This is a genomic window from Nocardia sp. Marseille-Q1738, assembly GCF_965283145.1.
This window is the reverse complement of record NZ_CBDIMS010000014.1, coordinates 45,902-63,240: the sequence shown is the minus strand read 5'-3', so window position 1 is coordinate 63,240 and position 17,339 is coordinate 45,902. Positions and strand designations below refer to the sequence as shown.

The 17,339-nt window shown below is 67.6% G+C and carries 16 protein-coding genes; 6 read left to right on the top strand and 10 right to left on the bottom strand.

All coding sequences use genetic code 11. From position 1 onward, the window contains the following. The first annotated feature begins 15 nt into the window (after positions 1-15). From metE to ACWPXK_RS32475, 3 genes are read left to right on the top strand one after another with little or no spacing between them, the layout of a single operon-like run. Positions 16-2,331, top strand: a complete 2,316-nt coding sequence (gene metE / locus ACWPXK_RS32485) for a 5-methyltetrahydropteroyltriglutamate--homocysteine S-methyltransferase (RefSeq protein ID WP_454199983.1) — start codon at positions 16-18, stop codon at positions 2,329-2,331. 60 nt (positions 2,332-2,391) lie between these two features. Further along, positions 2,392-2,814 carry a VOC family protein gene (locus ACWPXK_RS32480; protein WP_454199982.1) on the top strand — a complete coding sequence of 141 codons (423 nt, stop codon included), beginning with the start codon at positions 2,392-2,394 and terminating at the stop codon, positions 2,812-2,814. Then, the gene (locus ACWPXK_RS32475; RefSeq protein WP_454199981.1) at positions 2,814-3,380 is read left to right on the top strand and encodes a TetR/AcrR family transcriptional regulator; all 567 of its coding nucleotides are present in this window, start codon (positions 2,814-2,816) and stop codon (positions 3,378-3,380) included. Before ACWPXK_RS32480 ends, ACWPXK_RS32475 begins: the two co-directional genes overlap by 1 nt. On the opposite strand, the gene ACWPXK_RS32470 is transcribed toward ACWPXK_RS32475, so the two are convergent. The 3 genes from ACWPXK_RS32470 to ACWPXK_RS32460 form a co-directional block, all read right to left on the bottom strand. Beyond that, entirely contained in the window at positions 3,370-4,704 is a 1,335-nt protein-coding gene (locus ACWPXK_RS32470) for a tetratricopeptide repeat protein (RefSeq protein ID WP_454199980.1), read from the bottom strand. The two genes, ACWPXK_RS32475 and ACWPXK_RS32470, sit on opposite strands and share 11 nt — an antisense overlap. Positions 4,705-4,791: 87 nt before the next feature. Further along, positions 4,792-5,988, bottom strand: a complete 1,197-nt coding sequence (locus ACWPXK_RS32465) for an AI-2E family transporter (RefSeq protein ID WP_454199979.1) — start codon at positions 5,986-5,988, stop codon at positions 4,792-4,794. 72 nt (positions 5,989-6,060) lie between these two features. Further along, positions 6,061-7,113 carry an NAD(P)-dependent alcohol dehydrogenase gene (locus tag ACWPXK_RS32460; RefSeq protein WP_454199978.1) on the bottom strand — a complete coding sequence of 351 codons (1,053 nt, stop codon included), beginning with the start codon at positions 7,111-7,113 and terminating at the stop codon, positions 6,061-6,063. A 162-nt stretch (positions 7,114-7,275) separates the two neighbouring features. Between ACWPXK_RS32460 and ACWPXK_RS32455 the strand changes: the two genes are divergently transcribed. After that, positions 7,276-8,394 (top strand): S1C family serine protease, encoded by a 1,119-nt coding sequence (locus tag ACWPXK_RS32455; protein WP_454199977.1) that lies wholly within the window; start codon positions 7,276-7,278, stop codon positions 8,392-8,394. 10 nt (positions 8,395-8,404) lie between these two features. Here the strand turns inward: ACWPXK_RS32455 and ACWPXK_RS32450 are convergent, their stop codons facing one another. The 4 genes from ACWPXK_RS32450 to ACWPXK_RS32435 form a co-directional block, all read right to left on the bottom strand. Continuing rightward, positions 8,405-8,968, bottom strand: a complete 564-nt coding sequence (locus tag ACWPXK_RS32450; RefSeq protein WP_454200021.1) for a vitamin K epoxide reductase family protein — start codon at positions 8,966-8,968, stop codon at positions 8,405-8,407. Then, a complete protein-coding gene (locus tag ACWPXK_RS32445) occupies positions 8,968-9,744 on the bottom strand; it encodes a DsbA family protein (RefSeq protein WP_454199976.1) in 777 nt (258 codons plus the stop codon). The genes ACWPXK_RS32450 and ACWPXK_RS32445 overlap by 1 nt, the downstream gene beginning before the upstream one ends. A 572-nt stretch (positions 9,745-10,316) precedes the next feature. Then, positions 10,317-10,550, bottom strand: a complete 234-nt coding sequence (locus ACWPXK_RS32440; RefSeq protein WP_454199975.1) for a hypothetical protein — start codon at positions 10,548-10,550, stop codon at positions 10,317-10,319. Positions 10,551-10,838: 288 nt separating this feature from the next. After that, positions 10,839-11,414 carry a TetR-like C-terminal domain-containing protein gene (locus ACWPXK_RS32435; protein ID WP_454199974.1) on the bottom strand — a complete coding sequence of 192 codons (576 nt, stop codon included), beginning with the start codon at positions 11,412-11,414 and terminating at the stop codon, positions 10,839-10,841. Between the two features lie 96 nt (positions 11,415-11,510). Between ACWPXK_RS32435 and ACWPXK_RS32430 the strand changes: the two genes are divergently transcribed. Beyond that, the gene (locus ACWPXK_RS32430) at positions 11,511-12,842 is read left to right on the top strand and encodes a carboxylesterase family protein (RefSeq protein ID WP_454199973.1); all 1,332 of its coding nucleotides are present in this window, start codon (positions 11,511-11,513) and stop codon (positions 12,840-12,842) included. 159 nt (positions 12,843-13,001) lie between these two features. Here the strand turns inward: ACWPXK_RS32430 and ACWPXK_RS32425 are convergent, their stop codons facing one another. After that, positions 13,002-13,808, bottom strand: a complete 807-nt coding sequence (locus tag ACWPXK_RS32425) for a hypothetical protein (RefSeq protein WP_454199972.1) — start codon at positions 13,806-13,808, stop codon at positions 13,002-13,004. A gap of 232 nt (positions 13,809-14,040) precedes the next feature. Here ACWPXK_RS32425 and ACWPXK_RS32420 point away from each other — a divergent pair, with 232 nt between their 5' ends. After that, complete coding sequence (locus tag ACWPXK_RS32420; RefSeq protein WP_454199971.1) at positions 14,041-14,982, top strand: SDR family oxidoreductase; 942 nt, start codon at positions 14,041-14,043, stop codon at positions 14,980-14,982. Positions 14,983-15,125: 143 nt separating this feature from the next. Here the strand turns inward: ACWPXK_RS32420 and ACWPXK_RS32415 are convergent, their stop codons facing one another. Both ACWPXK_RS32415 and ACWPXK_RS32410 read right to left on the bottom strand, forming a co-directional pair. Then, a complete protein-coding gene (locus ACWPXK_RS32415; RefSeq protein ID WP_454199970.1) occupies positions 15,126-15,914 on the bottom strand; it encodes an MmyB family transcriptional regulator in 789 nt (262 codons plus the stop codon). A gap of 170 nt (positions 15,915-16,084) precedes the next feature. Further along, positions 16,085-16,966 carry an SDR family oxidoreductase gene (locus ACWPXK_RS32410; RefSeq protein WP_454199969.1) on the bottom strand — a complete coding sequence of 294 codons (882 nt, stop codon included), beginning with the start codon at positions 16,964-16,966 and terminating at the stop codon, positions 16,085-16,087. Positions 16,967-17,339 lie beyond the last annotated feature (373 nt).

The window sequence follows — 17,339 nt, the reverse complement described above, 5'->3', positions numbered from 1 at the left end:
GGGGTTGTCCCGCTCATGGTGAACGTGACCGACGGCTACGGGTCGAGCATCCTCGGCTATCCCAGGATCGGGCCGCACCGCGAGCTCAAGCGGGCGCTGGAGTCCTACTGGCACGGTGGGATCGACCGCGACGAACTGCTGGCGGTTGGGCGCGAGATCCAGGAGACCCAGTTCAACGAGCTGGCCGCCACCGGCCTGACCCAGGTGCCGGGCAATACCTTCTCGTTCTACGACCACGTGCTGGACAACGCGCTGCTGTTCGGCGCCGTGCCCAAACGGTTCGAGCCGTACCGAGAGGGCATGCACCCGCTGGATTTCTACTTCCTGATGGCGCGTGGCCGCCCGGACTTGCCGCCGCTGGAGCTGGTCCGGTTCTTCGGCACGAACTACCACTACCGCCAGCCGGAACTGGACGCCGAGACCGAGTTCTCGCTGCATCCCGAGGCCTTGCTCGACGAATTCGACCGGGCCAAGGAGCAAGACATCGAACTGCGGCCGGTCGTCCTCGGCCCGGTGTCGCTGCTGCTGCTGTCCAAGGCCGGGCACATCCCCGGTGAGTCGGGCGGGTTCGACACCCTGAGCCTGCTGGACAAGCTGCTGCCGGTCTACGAGGAACTGTTCGAGATCCTCGCCAAGCGCGGCGCCACGTGTGTGCAGCTGGACGAGCCCGCGTTCACCAGCGAGCGCACGCCCGCCGAGCTGGCCGCGTTCGAGACCGCCTATCACCGGCTGTCCAAAGCGCCGCTGCGCCCGCGCATCCTGGTCACCGGGCAGTACGGCGATTTCGGCGAGGCGTTGACCATCCTGGCCGGTACCGGTGTCGAGGCGATCGGCCTCGACCTGGCGAGTCATCGGATGCGTCCGGAGGATCTGGCGAAGGTTCCCGGCATCCGGCGCAAGCGCCTGTACGCGGGGGTGATCAGCGGCCGCAACGTGTGGCGAGCCGACCGCTACGTGACGCTGGAATACCTCAACGAGCTCGCTCAGGTGTGTCCGGACCTGGTCGTCTCGACCGGGACCACGCTGCTGCACGTGCCCTACGACCTGCTCGTCGAATACGACATCGAGGGCAATGTCGCCGACCGGCTCGCATTCGCGAAACAGAAGGTTGGCGAAGTGGTTTCGCTCGCCAAGGCGCTCACCGAGGGTCCGTCGGAGAAGTGGCGCAAGCGGCCGACCGAGGTGCACTTCAAGCAGAAGCACGCCGTGCGGCAACGGGTGTACTCGATCACGTCGGATATGCGCTCGCGCGAGCCGTACGAGGTGCGCCGGGAAGCGCAGCAGCGCAAGCTGAACCTGCCGCCGGTGCCGGCGACCACACTCGGATCGTTCCCGCAGACCACGCGAATCCGTCAGGCGCGCTACGAGCTCGGTGAGGGACGGCTGTCCTACGAGGAGTACCGCAAGCGGATCGAGGCCGAGATCGAGGCGACGATCCGGCTGCAGGAGGACATCGGGCTGGACGTGCTGGTGCACGGCGAGCACGAGCGCAACGACATGATCCAGTACTTCGCCGAGCTGCTCGACGGTTTCGCGACCACCCATTTCGGCTGGGTGCAGGTGTACGGATCCCGTTGCGTGCGGCCCCCGATCCTCTACGGCGACGTGTCCCGGCCCGCGCCGATGTCGGTGGAGTGGATCAGCTACGCGCAGTCGCTCACCGACAAGCCGGTCAAGGGCATGGTGACCGGGCCGGTCACCATGCTCGCCCGTTCGTTCGTCCGGCAGGACCAGCCGCTGCACGAGACCGCCGACCAGGTGGCGCTCGCCATCCGTGACGAAGTGGTGGATCTGGAGAAGGCGGGCATCTCGATCATCCAGGTCGACGAGCCCGCGATCCGGGAGATGCTGCCGTTGCGCCCGGAGGGCAGGGCGGAGTACCTGCGCTGGGCGATCGGCGCGTTCCGGCTGGCCACCTCCGGTGTGCAGGCCGAGACCCAGATCCACACGCACATCGGCTATTCCGGCCGCGCCGAGGTGGTCGACGCGATCGATGAACTCGACGCCGACGTCACCGCGATCGTGGCGACCCGCTCCATCGAGTGGGTGCTGCGCGCGCTGAAGGAGGACTGCGCCTCCGGGCACGGGCTCAGCCACGGCGTCGGCCCCGGCGTGTACGAGAGCCGGTCCGCGCGCATCCCGGACATCGACGAGCTGGACGAATTGCTCACCGCGGCGGCGGAAGCGGTGACGCCGCAGCGATTGTGGGCCAATCCGGACGGCGGCCTGAAGACTCGCCACTATTGGCAGCTCGAGCCGTCGCTGCGGAACCTCGTCGCCGCGGCACGACGCATCCGCAGGCGCGTCGAATCCGCCGAATCCGCCGAGTGAGGTAGGCGTACTCTGCCTCGCCTACTATTTCGGTACAGTACGTACTGTATTCTTTGAAGCATGGAAACCGAGAACGACTGGCCGGACTCGTTGCGCGTGGCGCAGGTCCGGATCGCGCGACCAACCGACCGGCTCGACGAAGTGGTGCGGTTCTACGTGGACGGTCTCGGCCTGCGCGAGCTGTATCGATTCGAGAACCACGCGGGCTACGACGGCGTGATGCTCGGACTGCCCGGCACCGGATATCACCTGGAGTTCACCTCGCACGTGGACGGTAGCCCCGGCGACGCGCCGAGCGCGGAGAATCTCTTGGTGCTGTACTTCGAGGGCGAAACCCACATGTACGACGTGGCGCAGCGCCTCGGCGAATTCGGCGTCGAACCCGTGCCCGCCGAGAATCCGTTCTGGGCGGCCAACGGCGGTTTGACCTTTCCCGATCCGGACGGCTGGCGGGTCGTGCTGATGCCGCGTCCGGTCTTCTGATGGCGGGACGTGCCCGCGACGATCGCATCGACGCCGCGGTACTGAGCGCCGCGCGCGAGCTGCTCGACGAGGTCGGATACGCCGACCTGTCCATCGGTCAGGTCGCCGCCCGCGCGGGCCTGCACCGCCCGGCGATCTACCGCCGATGGCCGTCGAAGCGCCATTTGGTGGTCGACGTCGTGGCCGACCTGCTCGGCCTGCGGCCCACCCCGGACACCGGTGACCTCCGCGCGGACTTGACCCTCGCCATGCGCAACCTTGTTGCCGCGCTGCGCGATACATGCCTGCACCGGGTGCTGCCCGCGCTGGTCGCCGACCTGGCGGGCGACGAGCAGTTGCGTGCACACTTCCTGGCCACCGTCTTCGAACCGCGGCGGCAGACCACGGCGACCGCGCTGCGGTCGGCTGTCGCGCGCGGCGAGATCGACCCGGGAATCGACATCGATTTCGTGCTCGACGCGGTCGCCGCGCCGATCTACTACCGTGCGCTGTTCGGACACCTGCCGCTCTCGGACGACCTCGCCGAACAGTCGGTCGCGGCGGTGCTGCGCGCGATCACCCGGTGACCGCGGGCAGTGAGCTGAGCGTCGCGAGCACCTCGGTGGCGGCATTGGCGACGGAGTCGGTTTCCGTCATGGCCAGCGCGGCCGCGGCGGCGGTGCGAATGTCGGGGAACAGCGCCACGCAGGCGGCCGCGGCGGCGCGGTCGGCCGGGGTGAGCGCGTCGTCATCCTCGGCGGCGGATTGCCATGCGGCGGTGGCGATCACCTCGTGCAGCCAGTTCAGCAGCTCCAAGCGCAGCGGCTGCGGCTCGCTGAGCCAAGCGCGGGCGTAGCTCACGTCGGTGCGCTCGTGCAGCAGGGCGCCCAGCACGACCACGGCGGCGGGCGCGGTGACGGAGTAGATCGAACCCTGGTGCAGGACCGTGGAATACAGGAAATCGATGCTGCGTGACCGGTCATCCACGTCCTCGCCGATCAAGTCGGCGAGCATGACGGGGGCATCGGCGGCGGAACCGTGGGCGTGAGCCAATCCGGCCCAGTCGGTCTCGCGCAGGACGGTCGCGGCCCGCTCATGGTAGGTCGGCGCGAGCGCGTCCGCCGCTCGTGTGCGCGCTTCGGTGTCCGTCGACTCGAGCGCGCGCTGGAAAGCGGCCAGCGCTGTCTCCGTGTCGCCGAGCCTGCTGCTGAACATTCCGATGTCGAAGCTGGCCCGCGCGGCGACGGCCGGATCGTCCGATGCGGCCAGGGAGCGGCTGACCTCCCTGGCCCCGACCAGATCTCCGGCCTCGCTCAGGTGCTGAACCAGATCGCCCGCGACGATCACCGCCTGATCGGCGGGCCAATCGTCGATGACGGTGCGGTAGGCGGCTTTCAGGCCGTCCATATCGTCGTCCGTGCGCAGCAGGTAGGCCAGGTTGGACAGCGCGAGCCGGGCGATCTCGCCGGGACCGGAGGCGATCGCGTGCTCGTAAGCGGCGCGCGCCGCGTCCGAGTCGCCGCGTTTGGCCCGCGAATACCCGAGATTGATCCAGGCGCGCGGCGCCGCGTCGGAATGCCCGGATTCGGCCGCGCGCTGGTACATCGCCTCGGCAGCGGCGGTGTCGCCGCGCTCGGCCAGCAGCAAGCCGAGGTTGTACGCGGCGCGTGGCGCCGCGTCCGCGTGGCCGGAATCGACCGCGACGTGGTAGGCCCCCTCCGCGGCCGGTTTGTCACCCGCCGCGCTGAGCAGGTCGCCCAGCTCGGCGGCGGCCAGCGGTGCCCAGTTCGGGTGCCCGGACGCGATGGCGGTTTGGAACGCGTCGCGCGCGGCCGCCAGGTCGTTGCGCCTGAGGTGCATCTTGCCGAGGTCGAAGGCCAGGTCCGGCGGCCGCTTCAGCATTGTTCCCATCCAGCCTCGACACCTTGTGGTGCGGATCGTTTTCGAAGAGTTCTACATCGGCTGGCGAGTTTCTGGCCACTCGTGGGAAGCGCGGTTCTACTCCGTGGGTGGCGGGTTGGTGCGCGCGAAGCGAAGGGTCAACTGCCTGGCCCACGTTCGGCGCCGTTTCGGCGGCCGCCGCCGGACATCGGTCTCGTCGGTCTCGACGTCGTAGCGGCGGATGTAGGCGCTGGAGAACGCCTGCACGGTCGCGGTCACCGGAATGGCGAGCAGCGCGCCGGTCGGGCCGAGTAGCGCCGCGCCCGCCAGCACCGCGCCGAACGCGACGGCCGGGTGCATGTCGAGCGTGCTCGCGGTGATGCGCGGGTGCAGCACGTAGTTCTCGAACTGCTGGTAGAGCACGATGAAGCCGAGAATCCACAGCGCGGTGCTCGGGCCGTGCACCAGCGCGACGATCACCGGAAGCGCACCCGCGAGATACGTGCCGACGGTGGGGATGAACTGGGAGACCACACCGACCCACAGCGCCAAGGCGAACGCCGATGGCATGTCCAGCACCCGCAGGACTATGTAATGCGCGAGCGTCGAGATGAGCGCGAGCAGGCCGCGTGAATAGATGTAGCCGCCGGTCTTGTCCACCGCGATGTCCCAGGCCCGCAACACATGTCGTTGGTGTCGCGGCGGCAGCAACGAGCAGACGGCATTGCGGAAGCGCGGGCCTTCCGCGGCGAAGTAGTAAGTGAACAACAGAATGCCGAGCCCCTGGAAGATCGCGCCGATCGCGGCGGCGCCGATGCCCCACACGTTGCCCGCCAATCCGGTGAGGTAGCCCTCCAGGGTCGAGCTCCACTCGCTGGCGTACTTCTGGATGTCGGTGCTGGACAGGTCGGTCTTGAACGTGCGGTTGATCCAGTCCACCACCCCGTCGGCGTACTCCGGCGCGTGCTTCACCAAGGTGGTGACCTGCTCGACCAGCAGCGCGCCGAGGGTCCACAGGAAAGCGACGACCAGTGCCGTCAGCACGAGGAACACCAGCCCGGTAGCGGGACCGCGGCGCATCCCACGCCGGGCCAGCCAGTTCACCGCGGGCTCGATGGCGAACGCGAGGAACAGCGAGACGAGCAGAACCGTCAGCAGGCCCTGCAAGCGCTGAAGCACCCAGCCCGCCGCCAGCAGTGCCGCGATCGTCGCCGCGGCGAGCAGGAACGCGCGCGGCAACCACTGCGGCATACGGGTAGTGCCGCCCACGGGTTCGGCGGCTTGTGTCGTCACTTCCTTGTCCTCCGCAGACACAAAGCCAACGTACCCACGCTGCGACCGGTTCGCGGCCCCACATCGCGCGCCGCGCGGTTCGGGCGAGGCGGGTCACATCGTGGCGACGTCGATGACGAACCGATACCGCACGTCGCTGGCCACGACCCGGTCGTAGGCGCCATCGATCTCGTCGGCGGAGATCAGCTCGATCTCGGCGCCGATGCCGTGCTCGGCGCAGAAGTTCAGCATTTCCTGGGTCTGCGCGATGCCGCCGATCATCGAGCCCGCCAGCGAGCGCCGGTACCCGGCGAGGGTGAACGGCTTGACGCTCAATGGATTCTCGGGGAGGCCGAGGATCACCAGGGTTCCGTCCAGGTTGAGCAGGCGCAGGTAGTCGTCCAGCGGAAGATCCGCCGAGACCGTGTTGAGGATGAGGTCGAACCGGCCGCGCAGGTTGCGGAAGGTCTGCTTGTCGGCGGTCGCGTAGTAGCCGCTCGCCCCGAAGAGCTTGCCGTCGTCCTGCTTGCTCAGCGAGTGGCTGAGCACGGTGACCTCGGCGCCCATCGCGGCGGCGAGCTTCACGCCGACGTGCCCGAGCCCACCCATGCCGATGATCGCGACCTTCTTGCCCGGCCCGGCGTCCCAGTGCCGCAGCGGCGAGTACAGCGTGACTCCCGCGCACAGCAGCGGCGCGGCGACGTCCAGCCCGATCCCCTCGGGGATCCGGACCACGAAGTTCTCGGTGACGACGACCTGGGTGGAGTAACCGCCGAGAGTGTGTCCGCCGGGCTGCACCGCGGGATCGACCGGGGTGTTGTAGGTCATCGTCGCGCCTGCGGTGCAGTACTGCTCCTCGTCGGCGAGGCACGGTGCGCAGACGCCGCAGGAGTCGACCATGCACCCGACGCCGACGCGGTCGCCGACCCGGTGCCTCGTCACCGCGGATCCCACCGCGGCGACCACGCCCGCGATCTCGTGCCCGGGCACGCACGGGTACCGGGTCCCGCCCCACTCGTCGCGCGCGGTGTGGATGTCCGAGTGGCAGATGCCCGCGTACTTGATGTCGATCAGCACGTCGTGCGTACCCAGCTCCCTGCGCTCGATCGTGACCTTCTCGAACGAGCCGTCGGGGGCGGGCAGGGCGTAGGCAGCAGCGGTACTCATGGATACATGCCTACCGCCGCATGGGTCCGGTTGCCAACCATGACACGTAAACGACCCGGTCACGACCATTCTTTGGCCCCGATCTCCGGTTCGATGATCTTTGCCGGTGATCTCCGGCGACAATGGAAAACGGTCAGCGATTCGGCCGAGGCGGGGAGAGCCATGGACGAAGGACGGCAGCAGATCATCGCGCGGCGCGCGCCGGGTGGCGGGCGCTCGCTGGTCATGGTGATCACCCTCGTGCTGACCCTGGCCGCATTTCTCGGGTATCGCGGCGAACTGCCCAGCCGGAACTTGTCCGATCCCACCGGGACCACGGTCTCCGCCCTGCCTGCGCTCCCGGAGCCGTTGGACCCCGCGTTGGTCACGGCGGCCGTGCAACCGGCGCTGGTCAACATCAGCGCGTCCACCAAGCTCGCCGGCCCCGGCGCGGCGGGTTCCGGCATCGTGCTGACCGCCGACGGTGAGGTGCTCACCAGCCACCACGTGGTCAAGGGTGCGGACACGGTGACCGTCACCGACGTCGGCAACGGGACGGCCTACGACGCCGTGGTCCTCGGCTACGACTCCGGCGCCGACATCGCGCTGCTCGACCTGCCCGCGGCCGCGCTGCCGACCGCCACCATCGGTAGCTCGGCCCGGTTGCGGTTGCGCGAAGAGGTTCTGGCGATCGGCAATGCGGGCGGGACCGGTGGCCCACCGTCCGCGGTGCACGGCCCGCTCACCGACCTGGACAGCGAGATCGTGGCGGTCAACGTCGCAGATCTGTCGCGCAAGGCGCTCAGCGGCATGCTGGAGGTCGCGGCGGAAGTCACTTCCGGGCAGTCCGGCGGGGCCCTGGTCGATCGGAACGCGTCCGTGGTCGGGGTCATCGCGGCCGCTTCGGGGGACCCGGAGCATGCCGAGGACCGCTCGCCGAACGGTTACGCGGTGCCGATCGACGCGGCGATGCGGGTGGTCGAGCAGATTCGATCCGGCACCCCGACCGATACGGTGCACGTCGGCCCGACGGCCACCCTCGGTGTGCTCATCTCCAACGCGCTGCCCACCGGCACCGGCGCCCGGGTGGACGTGGCGATCTACGGTATGCCCGCGCACGCCGCGGGGCTGAGCGCGGGCGACGTGATCACCTCGGTCGACGATCGCGCCGTCACCAGCGTCCAATCACTGCGCGCCGTGCTGAACACCCGCAAACCGAACGACACCGTCCGATTGGGCGTCACCGGCGCGGCTGGGCAGCGCACGGTTCCGGTGGTGCTGACCGCGGGGCCGCCGAACTGATCCCGCCGGATCAGACCAGCGACAGCCAGTAGTCCTGGAAACGCAGGAACATCAGCAGCAGCACCACCGCGAAGAACACCACGACCAGGGTCCAGCGCCACTCGGCGAGTATGCCCAGCGGGCCGCCAGAGCGACCCCACAACTGGTCGATGCTCACCGCGAGCAGCGGCGTGATGATGGCCCAGACCACCATGCAGTAGGGGCACAGCGCGTTGATCCGGTAGAGGCTTTCGAAGATCAGCCAGCAGACGAAGCCGACGCCGAACACGGTGCCGAGCCACAATCCGCCCCAGATCCAGCGCGGGAACCCGAGCCCGGCCACCGACAGCACGCCGAGGGTGACCACGACGGAGAAAGCGACGACGCCGATCAGCGGGTTCGGGAACCCGAACGCCGCGGCTTGGTCGGTCACCATGACCGACCCGCAGGACAGAATCGGGTTGATGCTGCACGTTGGGGTGTAGCCGGGATCGGTCAACAGCTTGAACCGTTCCACGGTCAGCGCCACCGAAGCCAACCAGCCTGCGAGTCCGCCGATCAGCAGGACCCACGCGGCCCGCGGCCCCGCGGTGATCACTGGGCCGCGGCGGCGATCACAGGCGCGAGGCCGCCAGGGGCCATGAGCTCCTGGGCGGTCTGGATCTGCTTGCCGTTGACGAAGACCGACGGGGTCGACTGGATGCCGCTTTCCAGCACGTCCTTGGTGCGGGCCTGAATGTACTTGTCGTAGGTGTGGTCGGTGATGCACTGGGCAACCGCGTCGTCGGTGTAGCCCGCGGTCTTGGCGATCTGGATCAGCTGGTCGTCGGTGAGGCCCGCGCCGCCCTCCGGCGGCTGCTGGGCGAACATCGTCTTCAGCCAGTCCTGGTACTTCGTCGGGTCGGCCTGGGCGACGCAGTAGGAGGCGTTCGCCGCGCGCGTCGAGTACCGCGTGGTGGACGCCTTGTCCAGGAACGCGATGACGTTGTACTCGACCACCGCTGTGCCGTTGTTCACGGCGTCTTGCAGGACCTGGCCGTTGGCCGACTCGAAGGCCTTGCACGCGGGGCACTGCAGGTCCGCCACGACGCGCACGGTCACCTTCGCGTCCGGCTTGCCGAGCCGGACGGCTCCGTTGTCGGTGATCGAACCGGGGACGCCGCCGGTGTTCAGGTTCCCGGTGGCGGCGATGGACGGGGCAGGGCCGGGATCGTTCTTACGGGCCTGCTTGACCGCGATACCGATGCCGATGGCCGCGATCAGCCCGACCAGCACGGCCCCGACGACCACCTGAATCAAGATCTGACGGTTGCGGTCGGCGCGTTCCGCCGCCAGCAGCGGGTTCGACTTCCCACCCTGGTTTTTGCTCACCGTGCGCTCACCACGCCTTTCGCTCGCCGGACGGTTCCTGCCGCCACGATGGTAGTTGCGCCGACCACGTCTGCTGGTGGCCGGGCTACAGCCGCCATCATCGTCCGCTTGCCTGAGAGATTCCGAAATACGGCCCGTGCGGCGCTGCGTTCAGCGTGGTGCGACTCCGTCCCGGACGAGATCGACGGCTTCGCGCGCCAGGTCGGGGCAGCGCCTGGCCGAGTTGTGTGATGGACCGGTCCGCCGGGGGTGAGCATGGTCAGCCGGGGCCCCACCGTCGACGCGGCCTCACCGCGGGCAACCGGGCATCCACCACGTCAGCACACGGTTCGCTTCGTAGCCATTGGCAGTGGTTGGCAACGCGGACGGTGGCCAGGTGTCGGGCGGCGAGTGAGATCCTGACCACAGGATGCCGAATGCCCCGGTCGTACCGGCGAATTCCGGCCTGGCCGGGGCATTTTCGGAACCAGATCTATCGGCGACAGGTGGCACCATTACGCCGCTGCTTCGTCCCTCCACAGAGACGATCGCCCCGATTGATCACGCGGCCGAACGCGCTCCTGCGGAGGCGCTCAGCGCATCCAGCAGGGGGTGGCGTGTGGATTGATGATGCAGCCGAAGGTGCGTCCCGCGGACGAGCTCAGCGATTCCAGCGCACCGACGACCGGCTGGGCTGGTGATCGGGTGTCGGTGGTTTCGGTCGGCTGCTCGAGCGGAATCGTCCCCGCGGACGCGGTAGCCGTGCCGAGCCCGGTAGCAAACAGCGCTGCACCGATGGTGACGGCAATCATCCCAAAGCGTTTCATTCCAAACTACCTTTCATACTTCTCGATCGACGTACGCGATATCGATCGAGCAGGAAGTTACCCGCTCGCTTTGCCACCAACCCTGTTGCTGTGCCACCAATTCTGGTGGGGCCGTGTGGAGAACGCGCCGGCCGTACACCGTAACCAGCGCCCGCTACGACGTGCACATCACAACCGCTGGCAACCGAAGAGCCGCCGAGCCCGCCAGGCCACGGCTTCGCGGCAAAGGTTGAAAATCAAGCTCAGGCTTCGGTGGGCGTTTCCGGGGTGGCCCGTGCGGCGCTGCGTTCAGCGTGGTGTGATTCCGCCCAGGACGAGATCGACGGCCTCGCGCGCCAGTTCGGGAGGCAGCGTCTCGCCGAGTTGTGTGACGTGCAGATGCACCAGACCGCCCAGAGTGAGCATGGTCAGCCGCGGGTCGACCGTCGACGCGACCTCTCCGCGAGCGATGCCACGCCGGACGATCTCCTCCGACGCCGACAACCGCCGCAGCCAGAATTCGCGCCGCGCGGTGTCGACCTCCGGGTCGGCGTGGCCGATCACGGTGCCCCGGATCAGGGCCATGCCCGACGGCGTTTCCGCGAAACGGATGAGATCGGTCATGAACCGCTCCAGATCGCCGCGCAGCGACCCGGTGTCCGGCAAGGGGATCTCCTCCGCCACCCGGCACAGCAGCGCGTCCAGCAGCAGCCTGGGCAGCGTTTTCCACCGCCGGTAGATCGACGTCTCGTGCACGCCAGCGTCCGCGGCCACGTCGGCGACCCGCACGTTGCCGATGCCGACCGACTCGATGCGGGCAAGCGTCGCGTCGAGCACGGCTTTGCGCAGCCGCGCACCGCGGATCTGTGCCGGAGGTTCGCCCATGCCGCCAATTATCGCAAGTCGTCTTGCGTTGTGTGGTTCCGGTGCTTAGCGTGGTGCTATCGCAAGTCGACTTGCGATAGAAGGTGAGAGAGAGGCATGGACAACGTGGTCGCGCCCTCGGGGCGCTGGCGGGGCGAAGCCCTCGGCGGGGTAGCGGTGTTTCGTGGGATCCCCTACGCGCGGGCAGAGCGATTCGGTGCGCCGGAGCCGGTCGCACCACACGACGGGGTGTACGACGCGACCCGGCGGTACGCGATTGCACCGCAGCTGCCGGGGCGGCTCGAACGCGTGATCGGACGGGCGGCCCCGCTGGATCAATCGGAGGATTGTTCGGCGCTGACCGTCACGACTCCGGAGGGCGTCGAACCCGGCGGTCGTCCAGTGCTGGTGTGGTTCCACGGCGGCGCGTATCTCGCTGGCAGCGGACAGTGGAATCTGTACGACGCCGACCAACTCGTGCGCGAGACCCGCATCGTCGTGGTGTCGGTGAGCTACCGGCTCGGCGCACTCGGATACCTGCGGGCGCCGGGAGTTTCGGCGGGCAATCTCGGTTTGCGTGACCAGATAGCGGCTCTGCGGTGGGTGCGTGAGCACATCGCCGAGTTCGGCGGCGATCCAGAGCGCATCACCGTCTCGGGGCAGTCGGCGGGCGCGCAGTCGGTCGTCGCGCTGCTGGGCATCGCGGAAGCGAGGCCTTTGTTCGCTCAGGCCATCGTGCAGAGCGCACCGTTCGGCATCGGATTCCAGAGCCACCGGCACGCCGAACGCGTGGGGGCGATGTTCCTCGCCGAACTCGACGCCGACCCGTTCACCGCTCCGGTGCCCGAACTCCTTGCTGCACAGGGGCGTACGGTCCGCCGGATAGCGGGCCCGGGTGCGTTGAACTCGGCGCCGCCCTTTCTCCCGGTGGCCGACGCGGACCCGCTGCCCGGCGAGCACACCTGGCGGCAGGCCGTGCACGGCGCGGCCGCCGACCTACGGGTGGTACTCGGCTGCACGGCCGAGGAGGCGCGGGCGTTCTACGGCGGCCCGCATCCGGTGTTCGGCAAGGTCCAGCGACTGCCGCTGGTCGGCGAACGGACGACCCGCGCGGTGGAGCGGCTGATCGGACGAAAGGCATTCGAGGACGGCCTGTTCCGCTTCGCCGACGAGCTGACCGACGCCGGCGCCACCGTCTACTGCTATCGCGTAGGACAACTGCATCCGGCCAACCCGTACGGCGCCTGCCACTGCATCGACCTGCCGCTGCTGTACGGCAGCGGCTCGTCCTGGGCCACCTCACCAATGCTCGCGCCTCTCACTCCGGCGGAGATCGACGCACTCGGCGTCCGGGCCCGCCGGTATTGGGGCGAATTCGTGCACACCGGGCAGGTCGCCAGCTGGCCGCTACATCGACGCGGCTCCCGTTTCGCCCACCACCTGCCCTGAGCCGACCGGGCGGAGAGTCCACTCCATGAACAATTACAGGCGAATCACTGCGATTGTCTTGTCGTCATGCGGTTTCGGCCGCGGCTGGTGTTGCCCGTTGGGGTCGCCAGAAGCTTCCCATTGGTGGCATCGTGTCAGCAGTTTTCCAATTACGCGGTATCAGCCAATGTCCTGTATCGACTTGCGCTGCGGATCGCCTGTGCCGCAGCCGGTTCCGACGACCAGAGCGGTGACGTTCGGTGGGTGGGGGCCGGTGAGCAGGATGAGGACGGCGTTGTGGCCGCGGAAGGTGATGTCGGTGGAGCCGAGGATGGTGCGGTCCAGGCCGTTGGCTTGCACGCAGCGGTCCAGGGCGGCTGGGTTGGCGAGCGTGCCGGTGACAGTGTGGCGGCCGAGGGCGGAGAGCGCGACGCTGGCGGGGAGATCGTCGCTGGGCTGGTCGGTTCCGGTGGCAGGTGCGGCGGTGGGTGCGGGATTGTCGCTGCCACGCAGCATGGAGGCAGCCCCGCCGATGGTGGTGACGGCGAGGATAGCTGCGGCTGCCGCGGTCATCCGGCGCGCCCGGCCGCGGCGGTGGCGGTGTTCGGCGAGCGTGATCGGTGCAGGCGGCGCGGTTCCGGAATCGGTTGGTCGGGGGTCGGATTCGCCGGTCGATGCGGTGGGCGGCGTGGTCGAGTCCTGTGCGCAGGCGTTCTGGGTGGTGCTTTCGGGTGGGTCGAGCTCGTCGAGGAACTGGGCGAGCCGGGCGGTGACGTCGGCGGGCATGGGGTGGATGATGCGCTCGTCGCGGCCCAGAGCGCGCAGTTCTGCGCTGATCGCGTCCAGGGACCGCAGGAAATGCAATGCTCGAGCATCGCGGGCGACCTGTGGCAACAACTGCGCACGTTGTGCGGGGGTGAGGTTGTCGGCGTGCAGGTCGGCGAGCAACTCGGCCGTGAACGCAGGCCGCGGCTCCCTGGTTGCCATCACACCTCCGCTTGCTCGCCTCTGCCGTCACGGGCAATCCCCGCACTCACCCGGTGGGTATTGCCTGTCCATCGTCTTCTGGCCCGTCACTGTTAATGACGTATCCGGGCTAGCCGCGGTTCCCTGGATCACGCAGAAATTCCAATCGCTTTGCAACCGCTGCGGTGCCCGCGCGCAGCGGCTCGCGGCTGTCATACAACTTGTGGACAACTATGGCTCCCGATCCCGGTGAATGCCAGCTAGCCTCACTCAACAAGATCGCCCATTCTCAGGCAGAGGACCACCCGCAGTGAACAGCCCCCTACATACGTCCGCTCGAGGCGATGCAACCGAGGATCTGCTCAGGGGAAGGACCGCTGTCGTCACTGGAGCCAGCCGTGGCATCGGCCGGGCGATCGCGATCAGATTCGCGGCGGAGGGCGCGAACGTCGCGATGATCGCCCGAACCCAGGAGCCGCACCCCCAACTACCCGGCACGATCCACACCGCCGCCGCTGAAGCGGAGGCCGCAGGCGGCGACGTGCTGCCCTTGGTGGCGGATGTGCGCGATGACAAGGCGCTGACCGATGCGGTCGATCAGATCGTCGAGCGGTTCGGCGGCATCGACATCCTGGTCAACAACGCCGGATCGGTCGATCTCACCGGCGCCGAGCAGATCGGCATGCGACGCTACGACCACATGCAGGCCGTCAACCTCCGCGCCCCGTTCCTGCTATCCAAGCTGGCACTCCCGCACCTGCGCGCCTCGGCTCGAGACGGGCGCAACCCACACATCCTCACGCTCTCCCCACCGCTCAACATGAACCCCGAGCACATCGGCAACGGCGTCGCTTACACTATCTCCAAATATGGCGTCAGCCTTGCCACTATCGGCTTGGCGCACGAATTCCGGCCCTACGGTATCGCTGTGAACTCCCTGTGGCCCCGGACGAAGATCGACACCGCGGCGGTACGCAATCTGCTCGGCGGCGCGGAAGCCGTCGCGGCGTCCCGAACCGCCAGCATCTGTGCTGACGCCGCGCTCCTGATGGTGACCAGCCCCGCCGCGACCTACACCGGTCAATTGCTCTTGGACGAGGAAGTCCTCGCTTCCCATGGCGTCACCGACCTGGACCGATACCGCGTCGCACCGGGCACCGGCGCGCTCGCCAACGATCTCTTCATCGACGCGTAGACCACGATGGAGGAAGCTCGCTGCGGCCCCGGTATTCCAGTTCACCCGCGCGGTTCCACACCGAATCCATCTCCGAGAAGCCTGACAACCGGCTACTCGGCGAGCTTGATGACCGCAGGCGCTACAAATTGTGTGCTGGCGCCTCATGCCGGTGCCTGCAGAACCAGCTGATCCCAAGGCCGGGGTGGATATTTGAAGATGGATGCGCGCATCAGGTGCGTCACGAACTCCTCGCGGTACGGGTCCCACAGCACGACGCGCTGATTGGTCACTTCGTCATCGGTCGGAGTGCTGCGATACATCTCCATGAATGCTGGCTCTGCCTGGCAAGCTTGCACGATCTCATCGATCCGGCGCTGAGGCACAGCGCCGGGCGCAAGGGTTCCGAACGCTGCCGCCATCAGCCGGGCGCGCAGGTTCCAGTTCGCAATGACCTTGCGGGCAGAGGGATTGGTGAACATCCAGACGATGAGACTGGCTGGTTGCTCGGCATCGGGTGGGGCCGGCGCGAGTCCTGGAAAGCGATCGAGAAAAGGTCTGTTGCAGCCGTATAGGTCGAACGTTATGCGGTCGTGGCAGCAAGCCGGGTCGATGATGCGGTCGAGGCCGGTCTGATCCTCTGTGGTCCAGACTGGCGGCACGCTCGACCAGTCGAGGGTTTCGAGTGGTGCCCTGTGGGACAAGGACCGAACCCGCTGGATGACCGCAATGAACCTTTGGCGCTTCCAGTTCGGCACGCCGACCACTTCGAACCACAGTCTCAGTGCCTCGCCGTCGGGGATTCGCACGCCGGTCTCCCAGTAATGCACCAGTTGCCGCGAGACGTGACAGGCTTCGGCGACGCGGGTTCTGCTCAGTTCGGCTGCCTCACGCTCCGCGGTCATCAGCTCGCCGAGCAGCCGGTTGTCAGGCTTCCTGCTTTCGTTTGCCACGTAGGCTATCTCAACATGACTGGCGTATACGACGTTGGTGTGACCTGGGATTGTCAATCCACCACCCAGCCCGGCGCTCCGGGGGCGTGGCTGAAAGGTTGATGTCGCGAGTATCTGTTAGGAGCGAATCGCGAGTGCGCATGAGAGTTTCAGTTTCCTCCCGTGGTGGTCTACGCGTCGATGAAGATGTCGTCGGCGCTCGCGCCGGTGCCCGGTACGACGCGGTATCGGTCCAGGTCGGCGACGCCATTGGCGATGAGGACATCCTCGTCCAAGAGATGCTGACCGGTGTAGGTCGCCGCCGGGCTGGTCACCACCAACAGGGCGGCATCGGCGCAGATGAAAGGGCTGCGGGACGTGGTGACGGCTTCTGCGCCGCCGAGCAGGTCAGGGACCGCCGCGGTGTCGATCTTCGTCCGGGGCCATAGGGAGTTCACAGCGATACCGTACGGGCGGAACTCGTGCGCCAAGCCGATGGTGACGAGGCTGACGCCATACTTGGACACGGCGTAGGCAAGGCCGTTGCCGATATGGATGTTGAGCGGTGGGGAGAGCGTGAGGATGTGTGGGTTGCGCCCGTCTCGAGCCGAGGCGCGCAGGTGCGGGAGTGCCAGCTTGGATAGCAGGAACGGGGCGCGGAGGTTGACGGCCTGCATGTGGTCGTAGCGTCGCATGCCGATCTGCTCGGCGCCGGTGAGATCGACCGATCCGGCGTTGTTGACCAGGATGTCGATGCCGCCGAACCGCTCGACGATCTGATCGACCGCATCGGTCAGCGCCTTGTCATCGCGCACATCCGCCACCAAGGGCAGCACGTCGCCGCCTGCGGCCTCCGCTTCAGCGGCGGCGGTGTGGATCGTGCCGGGTAGTTGGGGGTGCGGCTCCTGGGTTCGGGCGATCATCGCGACGTTCGCGCCCTCCGCCGCGAATCTGATCGCGATCGCCCGGCCGATGCCACGGCTGGCTCCAGTGACGACAGCGGTCCTTCCCCTGAGCAGATCCTCGGTTGCATCGCCTCGAGCGGACGCGCGCGTATGTAGGGGGTTGTGCATAGGTGGTGGTCCCCTGCCTGGAATGGGCGATCTTGTTGAGTGAGGCTAACTGGCATTCGCCGGGATCGACAGCGGTCGTTGTCCACAGTTTGTTTACAGCCTCCTCGTTGACAGCCCGATGCTATGGCCCGAATGCTGCATACGAAGCTAGTTACGCGCAGGTGCGCGAGACGATGAATACGGAGGTAGAACGCGCTTAGATTCGCCGCCTGCGCCGGAGGGGAGTGCATGGGAACGGCCCCGATTGAGGTCTAATACGCAAGTCTATACGTTGGCGATGCGGTGACGAGGTGCGAAAATAATGCAGCGGCAACGCATTTGACTTGTCGCTGAAATGTATTTGGTTATGCCCTCTTTCCTGTCGAGAACGATT